We start from the raw sequence: 16,170 nt of genomic DNA, 5'->3' as shown, positions 1-16,170 counted from the left end.
TTGTCTAGGGCGGTACGCCTTAAGCAACTAGTTTGCCAACAGCCTCGATGAGCATCTGCTGCGAACGATTCAATTGGGTGCGCGCCATACTTACCCATTGTCGATCTGCAGCTCGCTCCTGCGCTGCAGCATCGAGCAATCGTGCGACCTGATGCGGCCCGACGCTTCCATCGGTAATCCGGGTCTCGACAAAGCGACGCGGATCGAGCGCTTCTTGTACGGCGGCGTCGCCCAGATTCAGCGCGATACCAGCCGTTTCGAGCGCAGCCTCGTCGAGACGAGCACTGGTCAACTGATCCGGGCGCAGTCCTTGCGCGACGCAGTTGCGCACTGCGCGGGCGACGATGTGGTGCACCTGGCGGAAGGACAGGCCTCGTTCACGCACGATTACGTCCGCGAGGTTACTTGCAGTGCACCAACTACCCTTGAGCGATTCGGCCATGCGGTCCTGGTGCACGATCAGCGTTTCGATTACCCCTGTGAACAAATCGAGCATGCTCTCGGTCGTTGACAACGCTTCATCGATGTGAGGGACGGTGCGCATTGCCTGGTCGCCTGTCCCCTCGGCCCGAAACGTGGCCAGCGCGGCGCCAAGCCACGTTACCGCAGGGCCGGCAGCCTTCCTGATGGTTTCCAGAGCTACTGGATTTTTCTTCTGCGGGAAGATGCTGCTCGTGCCACAGTAGCTGTCGTCGCATTCAACCAATCCGAATTCGGTGCTGGACCAAATATGCAGATCGGTAGCCAGATCGTTCAGGTCGGCCATGATGAAAGACAATGCACCAATAGCATCGGCCGCGTCAAAGGCTTCACGGCCAAGCTTTGAGTTTTCGACTTGACCATCGAATCCAAGCAGCTCCGTGGTTCGTGCGCGGTTGAGCGGCCATGACGTCCCGGAAAGACCAACCGTTCCCAATGGATTGCGGTTGACACGCCCGTAGGCTTGAGCAAGACGCTCAAAGCTGTCGTGCAGACGAGAGCTGAAGCTGAGGAGATAATGTCCGAAGACCCACGGCTGTGCCTGCTGCATATGCGTGTAGCCAGGCATGATCGTGTGAGCATGGCGGCGCGCTTGCGCAGCGACTGCACCTTGGAACTCGTTCAGCCGGTCCATCACATCCAGAATGCGGTTTCGCTTGTACAGGCGGCGTACGGTAGCACCTTGATCGATCCGGCTGCGGCCTGTGTGCATCTGGCCACCCACATCCTCTCCAATAGCGCTGAAGAGATACGACTCGATCTGCAACAGGAAGCTACCTTTGCGCGCATCAACTGGAAACGTCGAAGGTTCCATGTGCCTGATGGTTAGCAACTGTTCCAGGATAGCGCGTCCGGTGTCCGCCGAAAGAATGCCTTCTTCCACAAGCATGGTGGTATGGGCAAGATCAACGGCGACGAACTCGTGAAACTGCCTGCGTTCACGCTCGAGTCCCGGCAGTGCGTAGTGCTTCGTAAGCCGGGAGGCAGGGGGCGAGCTTAGCCGAGCTTCGGCAAGTAGTGTTTCGTGGGAAGTTGAGGATGTCATGGCATTAAGTGTGGCAATTGGCTCGAGCCTTGAGGCGGCGCTTCTCTACCCAGCTAAGAACGAATCGGAAGGGGCCTCACCAGGCACGCTCAAGAAGGTCGCGCAGTTCGAAGCATCTGACTGAACCTTCGCCGAAGACCAACGACGCTGGTCAGTCCTGCCAGTCCGATTCCATGACTAGATGATGAATTTTTGGTCAAGCAAGCACAACTACAGACGGGGTTGGACGCGCATAAGAGATTCTTTTGCTCGCACAAAGGTTTGGTGCGACCGCCGTCCAGTTCGTGGCGCGCAAGACCTAACCGTGCCTCGCTGTTGAGGACATGGGGTAATCCGGTGCGGCGTGCTGAGGACTAGGGCAAAGCCACGTTGGCTTTGAAGAGTGCCTTGACTACTTTGATGAAATCGTCAACAACCTTTGATCGCGGTTGATGGGAAGGCAGAACTATGGAAAAGTGAAACTCCACAGCTGGCGATAGAGGACGCCAAACCACGCCCGGTTCGCGCACCCTGCGAGCGGTGAAGGGATCGACTACAGTCAGGCCGAGGCCGCCTGCCACCAGACTGCACGCCACGTGACCGAGCGACGTGACCACCGAGCGTTTGCATGTCACTCCGGCGGCTTCGAGTTCCATCTCCAATCGCATACGTACCGGGCTATTGCGGCTCAACAAGATAAGCGGCTCATCTTGCAGGTCGGTGATCTTCAATGACTTCTTGCGGGCCAAAGCATGGCCGCGAGGGAGGACGCAGACGGCCGCGACGCTTGGTAACGGGGAAACATCGACTCCTGGGTACTCGTTGACGGCCATCTGCACAAATCCGACATCGATTTGGTGCGCGGCGGCAAGCTCCAGCACGCCTAGGGAGTTTCGAACGTCCAGCGAGATGGCCAGATCGGGGCGCGAGAGTGAAAACTCCCTGATTCCTTCGCTGAGCAAGCTCAAGCCCAACGTGTGCATTGATGCAACACGTAAGGTACCGATGCGCGCTGACTTGAGGTCCATCGCCACGCGCTCGATCTGCTCCATACCCTGATAGAACCGGTCCACCTCTCGGAACAGCCGCTGGGCTTCTGCTCCCGGAATGAGGCGATTGCCTTCCCGCCGAAACAGACGAATCTCCAGTCTTTTTTCGAGGTCCCTAATGAGTGCGCTCACCGCGGGCTGAGTGATCTTCAGCAGCTCGGCAGCAATAGTCATGCTGCCGGAAACCATGACACTACGGAAGGCTTCGAGTTGACGGGGGTTCAGTTGCATGGGTAGCTAGGGGAGAACTTTCGGGCAAGGGTAATCAACGTCGCACACTGCTGCAAGCGTCAGATCTCCTTATACGCGTCCAACCCCGGCTGGGGTTGTCCGGCTAGAGAGGCGAGAGTCAGAATCTTGCCGTCGGCGTCACAAAGTCAGCCAGCTGGTGGCGGCCTCCGGTGTCACGGTGTCACCGATCATTTCCGCCACGTTCGCCGAATTGAACTCGGTCCGCCTTGCCGTCCCGCAACCGCTCTAGGGAGGTCTCTGCTAGTGTGCGCGCCACCTTCAATGCCCAGGTTTCGCGCTCGTCTGTCCGGCAGAGGAACTGCAGGAAGGCTCCCAAGGCCGCCTCTTCCTCGGCCGGCGTGGGATTGCCGTCGTTGCTCGATGATGCGTTTATGCTATTGAAAAGTGGCGACGGCGAGCGGGCCAGCGGACAAAGCGTACCACTTCCGCGCGCAACTCCCGGTCTTCCGGCGCGCCTATGAAACCGCCGTGAGGCATGGCTTCGAAGATGTGCAACTCGCAGGGAACACCTGCGCGGCGCAGCGCGCGGTGCAGGCGTACAGCGTTTGACAGGAACAGGTCGCGCGTGCCGCTCTGGATAAAGGTCGGCAAAGAGCCCTTGGAGAAATCACCGAACAGCGGCGACAGATAGGGATGGGCTAGGTCGACGCCAGCGACATACAGCAGGTTGTTGGGCATCAGCGACCTGGGCAACAGGACGTCGATGAGCTGATTCAGCACAAAGCTGTCGCCCGACTCGGTCAGATCCACTTGTCGCACGCCTCTGCCGCGACTGCCGGCCATGCAGTAAACTCTGGCCTCAGCCTCCCCCAGGGCACCCGATACCGGATCCCCGAAGCCCATGCCAAGCTCCCCCGCCGCCCGCCTGGCGGCCAGTACCGCTGCCAGCCTGCGTTTCGACCTGACCACCATGCGCCTGTTCATCGCCACCGCGGAGCTGGGTGGCATCACGCGTGGCGCGGAGCAACTGTGCCTGGTGCCGGCCGCCGCGTCACGGCGCATTCGCGAGCTGGAGGCCCAACTCGGCCTTGCGCTGTTCGAGCGCCGCCCGCATGGCATGGCGCTGACCGATGCGGGCCGCGCCATGCTGGCGCATGCGCGCAGCTTGATCCATGCCGTTGGCCGGATGCAGGACGACGCCGCCGCGTTCCTGCACGGCGACCGAGGCGTGATTCGGATCGCCGCCTGTACATCGGCCGTGGTGCAGTTCCTGCCCGCCGACCTTGGCCGCTGCCATGCGGCGTGGCCGGACATCAAGGTGGACCTGCAGGAGCTCAACAGCGTGGGGGTGATCCAGGCGGTTAGGCGCGGGCTGGCGGACGTCGGCGTCTTCGAGAGCACGGTCGGGCCGATCGCGTTGCCCACGCTGCCCTATCGCGAGGACCGGCTGGTGCTGGTGGCGCACCACGCGCATGCGCTCGCTGGCCTGCGCAAGGTGACAATCGATGACCTGCTGGCCCATGAAGTGATCGGCCTGACCGAAGGCGCCTCCATCTCCATCACGCTCGGCCGGCTGGCAGTGGCGGCCGGCCGGCCCTTGCGCATGCGCGTTCGCGTGGGCAGTTTCGACAGCATGATCGCAATGATCGCCGGACAGATCGGTATCGGCATCATGCCAGCGTCGGTAGCCGCCATGTTCGCGCGCGGCAAGGGATTCCGGCACCTCGCCATCGACGAGACATGGGCATGCCGGCGCTTCGTGCTTTGCCACCAGCCGCAGATGGAGCTATCCTCCGCCGCCCGGGCCCTGATACCGCTGCTGGCGGGGCTGGATTCACCAAATGTGAACGCAGGTACGCCGAAAGGTTGATGGCCGGCGGTGCCTGGTGCCGGCATAGTACGGGGCAGGTATCTAAGCGCGCCCATGACGGCACGCGACAGCCAGGAGACTCCCCATGCAAACAACTCGCGCGCGGTTGCGCGCGCTCGCCGCAGTGTCCCTGCTCTGGCACTGCGCGCAAGCCTTCGCCGCCTACCCCGACAAGCCTATCCGCGTGAATGTCGGCGCCCCGCCGGGCGGCGGCACCGATGTGGTGGCGCGCCTGTTCGCGGACAAGATGGGCGGCTCCATGGGGCAACCCATGCTGGTCGACAACCGCCCCGGCGCGGCCAACACCATCGCCGCGGACCTCACCGCCAAGGCGCCGGCCGATGGCTACACGCTGCTGGCCGCGACCAATTCGCCGCAGGTAATCGCGCCCCAGCTGATGCGGCTGAACTTCGACCCGCTCAAGGACCTGACGCCAATCGGCCTGGCCCTGGTGGTCCCGCACGTGCTGCTGGTGGCGCCGCAGGTCAACGCCGACAGCGTGGCGTCCCTGGTCGCGCAGATCAAGGCGCAGCCCGGCAAGTTCAGCTACGCCAGCTCGGGCATTGGCAGCGTGCAGCACATGGCTGCTGAACTGTTCATGAAGGCTACCGGCACGCAGATGGTCCATGTACCGTACAAAGGCAGTTCGCAGGCCCATGTCGACCTGATGGCGGGCCAGGTGCAGATCATGCTGGATACATCGTCCTCGGCCATTCCGCATATCCGCTCGGGCAGGCTGCGCGCGCTGGCTGTGACCACGCCCAAGCGGGCGTCCGCGCTGCCGGATGTGCCAACGCTGCAGGAGCTCGGCATCAAGGCCGCGGACATGAGCACGTGGTACGCGTTCTACGCGCCACGCCAGACCCCCGCACCCACGCTGGAACGCCTGACCCGGGAATTCAATGCCGCCCTGCAACTGCCCGAGGTACAGGGCAAGCTGCGCGGCCTTGGCGGCGATCCCGGCACGCTCTCCCGCGAGCAGTTCATCCAGCTGCAGAGAGCGGACTATGACCGCTTCGGCAAGCTGATCCGAGACCAGAACATCAAGATGGATTAAGTGAATCAAGCCATGGCCACGCTGCCCCGTATTGCACTGTTTATTGGCGACCCCGCTGGCATCGGCCCCGAGATCGTCGCGCGCCTGCTGGCCGACCCGCAACTGCCCGCGCGGGCCAGCGTGGCGCTGATCGCCAGCCGCGCCGCGCTGGCGGCCGGCGCACACGCGGCCGGCGTTGCACTGCCGCAAGCGTCCAACTGGCTGGAGATCATCGACTGGCCCGGCACGGGCGCCACGTTTGCGCCCGGCCAGGCCGCTCGTGAGAATGGCGCCTTCATGCTGGAGGGCCTGAGCCTAGGCGCGCGCATGGTGAGCGACGGCCGCGCGGATGCGCTGTGCTTTGGCCCGCTCAACAAGGGTGCGATGCGCCTGGGTGGCATGCACGAAGAAGACGAGATGCGCTGGTTTGCCAAGTTGCTGGATTACGAGGGCCGCTGCGGCGAATTCAACGTTCTCGACAAACTCTGGACGGCACGGGTGACCTCCCACGTGCCGCTCAAGGATGTGTCGTCATTGCTGACGCCCGCCGGCATCGACGGCGCGATCCGTATGCTGACCGATGCCTTGAAGGCCGCTGGCAATCCCGCGCCGCGCATCGGCGTTTGCGGGCTGAACCCGCATAACGGCGACAACGGCAACTATGGCAGCGAGGAGGGCGACATCATCGCCCCCGGCATCGAGCAGGCGCGCACCGCCGGCTATCCCGCCGAAGGCCCCTATCCCGCCGACACCATCTTCGTGCGAGCCCGCAACGGCCACCTGGACGGCATCGTCACCATGTACCACGACCAGGGGCAGATCGCGACCAAGCTGTTGGGGTTCGAAGTAGGCGTCACCGTGGAGGGCGGTCTGCCCATCCCCGTGACCACGCCGGCTCATGGCACCGCCTACGACATCGTCGGCCTCGGCAATGCCAACGGCGCCGCCATGTCCAATGCCTTTGACCTGGCATGTCGGATGGGCGCGAGCCACCGGGCGGGCAGGCTGGCGTAGAAAAGTGGCAGCGCGGCGCGATGTGCTGCGCCGCATCGATACGCATGACACCTGGCTCAAACAGCCAATGCCCATTGGCGTCTTGGTCGACATAAAGAAGGCTCGCGGGCGCTCAGAGAGCAGAGACGCCAGAGCAGCCTTTCGTCGGTCATAGGTCAGGCCACAAATTTCTCTCCCACTGTTCACATGCAAGTCGAACACGCCGTAGACGACCAAGTCCGCCCCGGGGTGCCAGCGTCGGTGCCGCGCACGTCGGAGCACCCGATCGAAGTCGCTGCGGCCAATGTCGTCTAAGCACGAGACCTCGCCCTCGAGTATGTGCCTGGGACCGAGCCGGCAAACTGACAATGCCATCTGAAGTAGTCGGCCGTGCCGTTCGGAGAGGGCGGTGGCTGCGCTAGAATGACCCGCGACAGGACGACAATAACGAGGGTCGAGCGGTGACGTCGCGGACACACTACACCACATTGGGCCTTGCCAAAACTGCCTCTGCGGCAGAGATCAAGGCCGCCTATCGGCGAATGGCGATGCAGTGGCATCCGGATCGCAACCCGAAAAGCCAGTCCGAAGCCACCGCCCGCTTCAAAGAAATCAAGCACGCCTACGAAACACTGAGCAACGAACGGAAGCGTGAAGCCTATGACGACTCGCTGGACGAGACTAGATTCGGGTCTGGCGCGGGATCGTTTGGTTTCGGCGCCGGCGCAAGCCAGTCTTCGGGAAGGGCGAAGCCGGCCGGATTCGGTTCCTACTGGCATCGCTCCCCGCCGCCTGTACGCGGCGAGGATATTGAGTGCAAGGCATCGATCTCCGTCGAGACTGCGGTCAACGGGGGAACGATCGAGGTGAAGGTTCCATACGTTGGCCCGTGCGCTGCCTGCGGTGGTACGGGATGGGCGCGGGCCGCGTCGCGCTGTAAGGCGTGCGCTGGCGAAGGATGCTCTAAGTGCGACTATTCGGGTAGGACAAACGTCTGCGCTACATGCAAGGGGAGCGGTCACGCGAAAGCGGAACGGAAGATTGCGACGGCCGTTCGTGGTGGAATCGTCGATGGCATGATAATTCGCATCGTCGGTGGTGGCACACCCGGGGGAAATGGCGGGGCCGATGGTGACGCACTGTGCAGGATCAAGGTGCTGAAGGCTGGAAGCTACAAACTTCAGGGCCTCGACCTGATGGGGGAAGTAAAGGTGGATTTTGCAACCGCCGCGATTGGCGGGAAAGTGCATGTCGACGTGCTCGGGCAGTCCTATACCGTCGAGGTGCCGCCCATGACGCGCGCGGGGAAGATCCTCCGGCTGTTAGGGAAGGGCCTGCGACACGCTGTCAACCATGACACGGGCGATCTGCGCCTCAGGGTCGTGATCGACCTGCCGAAGGGGCGGCTCAGCGAGGCGCAAAAGCAGGTGCTCAAAAGCATGTTTGCGGACGGCATGAGTTTACACGACTGACCGCGCCGATGCCGCACCGGTGGCAGGGGCATCCGCGGCCCGCTCGCGGGTCTGCGGGTCTGCCAGTTTGAGCTCGAGCCCCGTGAACGGCAGCCCCCATGACGCCCACGCTACAGCGAACGCGCGGCCCAGGTGCCAGCGGCTAGTCGATGCGGGCGCCGCTCGCCTTTACGATCGGCCGCCACGCCTGGTACTCGGCCACCACGAACTTGCCGAACGATTCCGGCGTGTATTGCATTGGCTCCGCGCCCTGCAGCAGGAGTTTCTTGCGCATATCGGGGCTGTTGACAGCGTCGGTCACGGCCTTGTTCAGCCTGGCAATCACCTCCGGCGGCGTGCCCTTGGGAGCGAACAGGCCAAACCAGGCACCCGTCACCAGGTTCTTGACGCCAGCTTCCGCCATGGTCGGCGTGTCCGGCAGCGCCTCGGCGCGCTTGGCGCTGGTGACGGCCAGCGGCCGTAGTTGCCCGGCGCGGATATGGCTTATCACCGAGGGGATCGTCGCGAACATGAACTGCACGCGCCCGGCCAGCAGGTCGTTCAAGGCATCCGCGCCCTTATAGGGCACGTGCACGGCGTTCGCGCCGGTGCGTTCGTTGAGCAGCGCGCCCGACAAATGCGCGGCGGTTCCAACGCCGGTGGAGGCAAAGTTCAGCATGCCGGGATTCGCTTTTGCGTAGGCTACCAGATGGGCGACATCGTTGGCGGGCACGCCGGGATGCACCACCAGCACGTTCGGCACATCGGCGATTGGCGCCACCGGAGCCAGCGCAGTCTGCGGGTTGACCTTGAGATTGGGATAGAGCGTGGGATTGATGGCGATCGGGCCGACCGAGGTGGCAAGCAGCGTGTAGCCGTCCGGCGCGCTCTTGGCCACGAACTCTGTGCCGATATTGCCGCCCGCGCCGGGCCGGTTTTCCACGATCACCGTCTGCTTCAGGCTCTGGCTGAGCTGGTTGGCCACTTCGCGCGCGAGGATATCGGTGGTGCCGCCTGCCGAAAAGGAAACTACGACGCGAATGGGTTTGGTCGGATAGGGCTCGGCATTGGCGCCGGTGCTTGTAACGGCGCCGGCAAGCAATAGCAGCGCGGCGGCGGTTAGCCGCTTTGGCAGGATCATGTCTCACTCCACGGATTGAGGTGGTTTCAGGCCGCGCTGCTTTGGCGCGTGCCCACTATAGACATGGTACGAAGCTGGTCCCGCCCAGCGTTGATCAAATAGAAACGCTGCCTTCTTTCATCATGATGGCGCGGCTAGCGTGCGCGCTGGTAATGACGCTCCATTGTCGCGCACTGGGACAGGTAGTCCAGCAGCTTGGCAGTGCCGGCTGGCGGCGACTGCCGGTCGCGCACGCACACATAGAAATTGCGCTCGGCCCACGCATCAGTCAGCGTCAGCAGGCTGAGCCCCATCATCGACAGGTAATTCTTGGCGATGCCCTCCGGCACCACCGCGATGCCCAGCCCCTCGCGCACCATCCGGCAGCGCGCCTCGAAATTCGATACCTGCGTCTTCACCGTCAGCGGCCGCGAGATGGTGCTGCTCACCAATTGCAGGAAGGCCTCAAAGGTATAGCGCGGGAAATAGCCCAGGAAGTCGTAATCCAGCGCCTCTTCCAGTTGCAGCGAACCCTTGGCTTCCAGTGGATGCCCGCGTGGCACCACCAGTCCCACCCGGTCCGAGCGGTAGGGCAGGGAGAACACGCCGGGGCTGGGTGCTTCGGCGTGATAGATGCCGATGTCGGCATCGCCGTTAGAAACCATGCGCGGGATGTCGAAACTTAACGCTTCGATCAGGTCGATGCGGCTGTCGGGCGCGCTCTGCAGGAAGCCGCTGATATCGGTAGGCAGGAACTGCAGGATCGTGGACGGGTTTGCCGCCAGGCGAATCTTGGCGATGCCGTCCGTTGAATAGGTGGCCAGAGCCTCTTCGGCCAGCTTGATGCTGCGGACGATGGCCCTGGCGCGCTGGTAGAGCATGGCGCCGGCCGGCGTGGGCTCCACGCCGCGCCCGTGGCGCACCAGTAGCGCGGTACCGACCTGGCGCTCCAGTTCGGAGATGCGCTTGCTGGCCGCCGAGGTGACCAGGTTCTCGCGTTCGGCCGCGCGGGAAAGGCTTTTTTCCTCGACGGCGGCGATCAGGACTTCCAGGGAGCCGATATCCATGCGGGTGTCTTGCTGATGTGCGGATGGCGTGGCGCGTGAAAGCGCCGAGGCAGGAGTGCCATGCTATGCATCTTCGCTGCCAACGTCAAACGGGATTTTCCCGGCCGCGATAGGTGGATCGCTAAATGCGCCGGCAGCAGTGCTTGAAGCGCCCGCGCGTGCGCCACTTCGCCACCGTGCTCGGGAGCTTTCACCAAATTTCAAAGCTTGCCTGCCGGCGCTCCCTAACATGGGGTCAAGGCGGCAAGGCAATACCGATCAAGCCGCCATCAAGGCGTATGACGACAAGGAGCACTGCATGGTGATCGATGAACTAGCCGAATACGTCGGCGCGGAGGGACGGCGGGCGCCGTCGCCCGAGGTCCTCCACTATGGCAAGCGCGCCGTAATCGACTGGTTTGCCGCGCTGTTCCCGGGCACGCGCATGTCGCCCGGCACGAACCTGGTGCAGGCACACCGCGCCGAACTGGGCGTAGGTGACGCCACCGTGGTCGCGCACGGCACCACCGCGTTCCCAGCCACGGCGGCCTGGATCAATGGCAGCGCGTCGCATGCTGCCGAGTTCGACGATATCTTCCGCGACGCGGTCTACCATCCAGGCTGCCCAACGATCTCCGCCGCGCTGGCGCTGGCCGAATACCGTGACGTGAGCGGCGAGGCCTTCCTGCGGGCCGTGGTGGCGGGCTATGAGGTCTCCACCCGCATCGGCGCGGCGATCCAGCCCGCGCACTATCGCTATTTCCATACCACCGGCACCGTGGGCTGCTTCGGCAGCGCGGCAGCTGGCGCCTTGCTGCTGTCGCCGGGCAATGCGCGTGTCGCCGCCGATGCGCTGGCCACCTCCGCCACGTTCGCCTCGGGCCTGCAGCAGGCCTTCCGCTCGGATGCGATGACCAAGGCGCTGCACGCGGGACATGCCGCCATGGTGGGCGTGCAGGCGGCGCAGGCAGCCGCGGTGGGCGTCAACGGCGTGCACGACATCCTGGAAGGCGCTGCCGGCTTCGGCGCGGCGATGTGCGGCAGTCCCGACTGGTCGGATGTGGCCAAGGGCCTGGGCGCGAACTACAACATCCTTAGCATCACCCAGAAGAACCACGGATGCTGCGGCCACACCTTTGCGGCCATCGATGCGGCGATTGAACTGGTGCGCGAGCATGGCATCGACGCCGCCAGGATCGATGCAGTCACGGTGTGGACTTATCAGACTGCCATCGACGTCACTGGCAATGCCGTACCGGGCACCGCCTTCGAAGCCCGCTTCAGCCTGCCCTACGTCATCGCGCACGGCATCCTGCACGGCGCGGTCCGGCTCGACGCCTTCTCCGGCGAACGCCTGCGCGACCCGCAGATCCGGCAATTGATGAAGCGCGTCACCCTGCACGCGGATCCTGAGCTGACCGCGGCGTTCCCCCGCCAACGCGCGGCGCGGGTGGAAATCCTGCTGAAGGACGGCACCCGCCACACGCTGTTCGCGCCTTACCGCAAGGGCGACCCGGAGTCGCCACTGGACGACGCCACGCTGAACGACAAGTTCATGGAGCTGGCGGCGCCGGTGATCGGCAGCGACACGGCCGAGGAACTGCTCGCCGCGCTGTGGCAGCTCGAGACCGGCAGCGTTCGCGGGCTGCGGCTCGCGGGTCTTGGCGTGGCATGAGAGGGGAGGAAAGCGTGAACGATATGACTGTAACGACGGCGATGACCCGCAGCCTGGCAAAAGCGCTGTTCTCGCCGGACACGGTGGCGCTTGTCGGCGCATCCAGCGACATCACCAAGAATACCGCCAGGCCGATGCGCTTCATGCGCAAGCACGGTTACCAGGGCACCATCTACCCGATCAACGCCACCCGCACCGAAGTGCTGGGCGAGAAGGCCTACCCGAGCCTGGACGCGGTGCCGGGGGAGGTGGAGCATGCCTTCGTCATGGTGCCGGGCAAGCACGTCGAAGCCGCGCTGGAGCAATGCGCGGCCAAGGGGGTGCAGGTGGTGACGGTGTTCTCGGACGGCTTCGCGGAAGTGGGCGAGGCGGGCCTGGCCGCGCAGCAGGCGCTGGTCTGCAAGGCCAGGGCGCTGGGCGTGCGCCTGATCGGGCCGAACAGTATCGGAGTGGTCAATGTGGAATCCGGCGCGGTGCTGTCGGTCAATGCCGTGCTGGAGATGGACGAGTTGCACTCCGGCAGCATCAGCGTGATCTCGCAAAGTGGTTCGATGCTCGGCGCGCTGCTCTCGCGTGGCGTGGCGCGTGGGCTGGGTTTCGCTAAGCTGGTGTCGGTGGGCAACGAGAGCGATATTGGCGTCGGGGAGCTGGTCGATCTGCTGGTGGACGATGCCGCTACCAAGGTGATCCTGTTGTTCCTGGAAACGATCCGCGACGCCGCTGTACTCGGCGCGGCGCTGCGCCGCGCGCGGCAAGCCGGCAAACCGGTCATCGCGTACAAGCTTGGCCGCTCGGCGCAGGGAGAGGCGCTGGCGCAGTCGCACACCGGCGCGCTGGCCGGCAACGATGCCGCGGTGGACGCCTTCCTGCGCAAGTACGGCGTGATGCGCGTGGAAATGCTGGAGGCCTTGTTCGAAGCCGCGCCGCTGGCCCTGCGCTATGGCCGATGGGTGCCTGCCCTCCAGCGCAATCCCCGCGTGGCCGTGGTGACCACCACCGGTGGCGGCGCGGCCACCGTGGTGGACCGCCTGGGCCTGTCGCAGATCGACGCGGTGGCGCCGCCGGACGGCTTCGTGGAGCACATGGCGGCGCGCGGCGTGCGCATCCGCCAGACGCCCATCATTGACCTGACGCTGGCCGCGACCAGCGCGCAGTACAAGGATCTGGTCGAGCAACTGCTGCTGAGTGACTGGTGCGACGCCGTGCTTTGCGTGGCGGGCTCGTCCGCGCAGTTCCATCCCCAGCTCGCGGTGCGGCCCATGGTGGAGGCGGCCGGCGCGGGACACAAGCCGCTGATCGCTTTCCTCGCGCCGGAGGCGGGGGAGTCGCTGCGCGTGCTGCAGGCCGAAGGCATCCCGGCGTTCCGCACGCCGGAAGCCTGCGCGGACGCGCTGGCGCAGTTGTTCAAGGCGGCGCGGGCGCATCCCGAGGCCGACGAAGCCGTCGCGCCGCTCGGCTGGCCGGCCGGCTTACCGCTGTCGGGCAATCTCTCGGAATACGAGGCGGCCAGCGCGTTCGCGGCGCTGGGCGTGCCGATCGCCCCGCTCGCGCTGATGCCGGTGGGGGAGTACAAGCACAGAATTCCCTACCCGGTGGTGGCCAAGATCTGCTCGCGCGACATCCTGCACAAGACCGATGTGGGCGGCGTACGCGTCGGCGTGCGCGACACGGACGAACTGCAGCGCGCCACGGCGGCGATCCTTGCCGATGTCGGCCGCACCGCGCCGCAGGCCCGGCTCGACGGCATCCTCGTGCAGCGCATGGAGGACAAGCTGCTGGAACTGATGCTGGGCTACCGGGATGACCCGCTGGTGGGCCCGATCGTGATGCTGAGCGCGGGTGGGATCGCCGCCGAACTGCGGCCGGACGTCAGCCTGCGGCCGGCGCCGGTGACGCGGGACGACGCCATGGAGATGATCGACGAGGTACGCAGCACCGCGCTGATCCGTGGGTTTCGCGGGCTGCCGCGCGGCGATATCGCCGCCCTGGCCGATGCCATCGTGCGGTTTTCCCGGCTGGCCGCCTTCGAGGGCGTGAACGTGCTGGAGGCCGAGATCAATCCGCTGTTCGTGCGTGCCGACGGCGTGGTCGGGGTGGACTGCGTGGTCCGGCTGGCGGAAGAACAAAGAGCGGAACTGAATTGATTCGAATCGAGTAAGAAAACGGAGACAAACATGGATTTCAAACTTACCCCAGAGCAAGCTGAGTTCGAGCATGCCGTTACGCGCTTCGCCGAGAAGGAATTGCGCGCCGGCTCGGTCGCCCGCGCCCATACCGACGACTACCCCTGGGATGTCGCCCGCAAGATGAGCGAGCAAGGCCTGCTGGGCATCACCGTGGCCGAGGCTGACGGCGGCCAGGGCGGCAGCCTGATGGACGCCATCATCGCGATCCAGGCCGTGGCCTCGGTCTGCCCGCGCAGCGCCGATGTGATCCAGGCCGGCAACTTCGGCGCCATCCGGGTGCTGGCCGAGTATGGCTCGTCGGCGCAAAAGGACAAATGGCTACGCCGCCTGCTGGCCGGTGAAGCCTTGATCTCGGTCGGCATGACAGAGCCCGAGGCCGGCTCCGCCGTCACCGAGCTACGCACCACGGCCACGCCCGATGGCGACGACTACCTCATCAACGGCACCAAGGTCTTCACCACCCATGGCCCGCACGCCGACGTGATCCTGACCTACGTGCGCTTTGGCCCGGGCGTCAACGGCATCGGTTCCGTGCTGATCGATACCAGGATGCCGGGTGTGCGCATCGGCCAGCGCTCGCGCTTCATGTCGGGCGAGGAATGGGCGCAGATTTATTTCGAGGATGTCCGCATTCCGGCGTCCGATGTGCTGCTGGGCGAGGGCGGCTTCAAGAAGCAGATTGCCGGTTTCAATGTCGAGCGCATGGGCAATACAGCGCGCTCGCTGGCGCTGGGACGCTATGCCTACCAAGTAGCCCGCGACTGGGCTATGCAGCGCAAGCAATTTGGCAGGCTACTGTGCGAGTTTCAGGGCCTGCAATGGAAGTTCGCCGAGATGAAGATCAAGCTCGATGCCGGGCAACTGCTGCTGTACCGGGCCGCGGCCAACGCGGACAGCGGCTTTCCTTCCGCCGAGGAAACCGCGATTGCCAAGGCGTTCTGCAACCAGGCGGGCTTCGACGTTGCCAATGAGTCGCTACAGATCATGGGTGGCATGGGCTACAGCCAGGAGGCGCTGGTGGAGTACTGCCTGCGCCGCTGCCGGGGCTGGATGATCGCCGGCGGCTCCATCGAGGTCCTGAAGAACCGCATCGCCGAATCGGTATTTGAGCGGACCTTCGCGCAGCGCCCGGAAAGACAGCAGGCGGGTTGATAAGGAACGCATCCCAGGTGGGCGCACTAAGTTCTGCACAACGGAAAGCCGGACGCGCAGCTTGCCCGGGCCGGCAGCCTGCAAACGGGGCTGCCGAAGTCTACCGGCGAGCCATCGGAATCGAAGCCGATCCGGCGGTGCGCCGCTTCCTGCGGGCCGAACTCGGCGATCCGACACGACTCACCACGATCCAAGAGAATTCCCCATGTCCGACATCCAGGCCCAACCGGACGCGCAGCGGCCCTCGATCCTGGTGGTCAGCGCGCACGCCGCCGAATTTGTCTGGCGTGCCGGCGGCGCCATAGCGCTCTACGCCGAGCGCGGCAACAACCTCAAGATCGCTTGGGCCGCAGGGATGACGCGCGGGCGCCCCCCCTGGGGTATCACGATTCGTGATGCCCCCATGCGATCCGGGGGCTTAGCAGGACGCCGGCGGGCCGCTACAGTGCGGGCATCCCCACCGGAACCCTCATCGTGCTGTCCATTATTCAAATCCGGGAGCCGTCCCTGCCGGCTATCCCTAGCCTTGCCCGAGGCGCACGCCCATGATCGACGTCCTGGTCATCGGCGGCGGCAATGCCGCCCTGTGCGCGGCCCTGATGGCGCGCGAAGCAGGCGCCAGCGTGCTGCTGCTGGAAGCCGCCCCGTGCGAGTGGCGCGGCGGCAACTCGCAGCACACCCGCAATCTGCGCTGCATGCACGACGCGCCACAAGACGTGCTGGTCGATGCCTATCCCGAAGAGGAATACTGGCAAGACCTGCTCAAGGTCACCGGCGGCCTGACCGACGAGCGGCTGGCTCGCCTGGCCATTCGCGCCTCGTCGACCTGCCGCGACTGGATGCGCAGCCACGGCGTGCACTTCCAGCCGCCGCTGTCAGGCGCGCTGCATGTGGCG

13 protein-coding genes and 1 pseudogene are annotated in these 16,170 nt (G+C 64.8%); 9 read left to right on the top strand and 5 right to left on the bottom strand.

Translation table 11 applies throughout. The annotated features are described in order from the left end of the window. Positions 1–19 precede the first annotated feature (19 nt). The 3 genes from argH to A9975_RS14065 form a co-directional block, all read right to left on the bottom strand. A complete protein-coding gene (gene argH / locus A9975_RS14075) occupies positions 20–1,525 on the bottom strand; it encodes an argininosuccinate lyase (protein ID WP_183033326.1) in 1,506 nt (501 codons plus the stop codon). Between the two features lie 353 nt (positions 1,526–1,878). Further along, positions 1,879–2,784 (bottom strand): LysR substrate-binding domain-containing protein, encoded by a 906-nt coding sequence (locus A9975_RS14070; protein WP_183033325.1) that lies wholly within the window; start codon positions 2,782–2,784, stop codon positions 1,879–1,881. A gap of 390 nt (positions 2,785–3,174) precedes the next feature. Next, the gene (locus A9975_RS14065; RefSeq protein ID WP_370564607.1) at positions 3,175–3,555 is read right to left on the bottom strand and encodes an alpha/beta hydrolase; all 381 of its coding nucleotides are present in this window, start codon (positions 3,553–3,555) and stop codon (positions 3,175–3,177) included. A 91-nt stretch (positions 3,556–3,646) separates the two neighbouring features. On the opposite strand from A9975_RS14065, the gene A9975_RS14060 reads away from it, so the two are divergent. The 4 genes from A9975_RS14060 (at position 3,647) to A9975_RS14045 (ending at position 8,116) form a co-directional block, all read left to right on the top strand. After that, positions 3,647–4,615: a LysR family transcriptional regulator gene (locus tag A9975_RS14060; protein ID WP_183033324.1), complete on the top strand. Its 969-nt coding sequence runs from the start codon at positions 3,647–3,649 to the stop codon at positions 4,613–4,615. Between the two features lie 85 nt (positions 4,616–4,700). Further along, on the top strand, positions 4,701–5,672 hold the full coding sequence (locus A9975_RS14055) for a tripartite tricarboxylate transporter substrate binding protein (RefSeq protein WP_183033323.1): 972 nt from the start codon (positions 4,701–4,703) through the stop codon (positions 5,670–5,672). Beyond that, the gene (locus tag A9975_RS14050; protein WP_370564604.1) at positions 5,673–6,665 is read left to right on the top strand and encodes a 4-hydroxythreonine-4-phosphate dehydrogenase PdxA; all 993 of its coding nucleotides are present in this window, start codon (positions 5,673–5,675) and stop codon (positions 6,663–6,665) included. Positions 6,666–7,105: 440 nt separating this feature from the next. Continuing rightward, a complete protein-coding gene (locus A9975_RS14045; protein WP_370564602.1) occupies positions 7,106–8,116 on the top strand; it encodes a DnaJ C-terminal domain-containing protein in 1,011 nt (336 codons plus the stop codon). A gap of 142 nt (positions 8,117–8,258) precedes the next feature. Here A9975_RS14045 and A9975_RS14040 read toward each other — a convergent pair whose 3' ends face one another. Continuing rightward, the gene (locus A9975_RS14040) at positions 8,259–9,236 is read right to left on the bottom strand and encodes a tripartite tricarboxylate transporter substrate binding protein (RefSeq protein ID WP_183033321.1); all 978 of its coding nucleotides are present in this window, start codon (positions 9,234–9,236) and stop codon (positions 8,259–8,261) included. Between the two features lie 134 nt (positions 9,237–9,370). Further along, entirely contained in the window at positions 9,371–10,282 is a 912-nt protein-coding gene (locus tag A9975_RS14035; protein WP_183033320.1) for a LysR family transcriptional regulator, read from the bottom strand. A gap of 298 nt (positions 10,283–10,580) precedes the next feature. Between A9975_RS14035 and A9975_RS14030 the strand changes: the two genes are divergently transcribed. From A9975_RS14030 to A9975_RS14010, 5 genes and pseudogenes are all read left to right on the top strand, one after another. After that, positions 10,581–11,936 (top strand): MmgE/PrpD family protein, encoded by a 1,356-nt coding sequence (locus tag A9975_RS14030; protein ID WP_183033427.1) that lies wholly within the window; start codon positions 10,581–10,583, stop codon positions 11,934–11,936. A gap of 23 nt (positions 11,937–11,959) precedes the next feature. Next, a complete protein-coding gene (locus A9975_RS14025) occupies positions 11,960–14,080 on the top strand; it encodes an acetate--CoA ligase family protein (protein ID WP_183033319.1) in 2,121 nt (706 codons plus the stop codon). 30 nt (positions 14,081–14,110) lie between these two features. Then, the gene (locus A9975_RS14020) at positions 14,111–15,274 is read left to right on the top strand and encodes an acyl-CoA dehydrogenase family protein (protein ID WP_183033318.1); all 1,164 of its coding nucleotides are present in this window, start codon (positions 14,111–14,113) and stop codon (positions 15,272–15,274) included. Positions 15,275–15,479: 205 nt separating this feature from the next. Further along, a pseudogene (locus A9975_RS14015) lies at positions 15,480–15,641 on the top strand (PIG-L domain-containing protein); the annotation flags it as partial. A gap of 178 nt (positions 15,642–15,819) precedes the next feature. Then, positions 15,820–16,170: FAD-dependent oxidoreductase (locus A9975_RS14010; protein ID WP_183033317.1), on the top strand; the 351-nt coding region annotated here is incomplete at its 3' end.

The organism is Cupriavidus sp. UME77 (assembly GCF_014170355.1).
Lineage (GTDB): Bacteria > Pseudomonadota > Gammaproteobacteria > Burkholderiales > Burkholderiaceae > Cupriavidus > Cupriavidus basilensis.
This window is presented reverse-complemented; position numbering and strand designations above follow the sequence as displayed.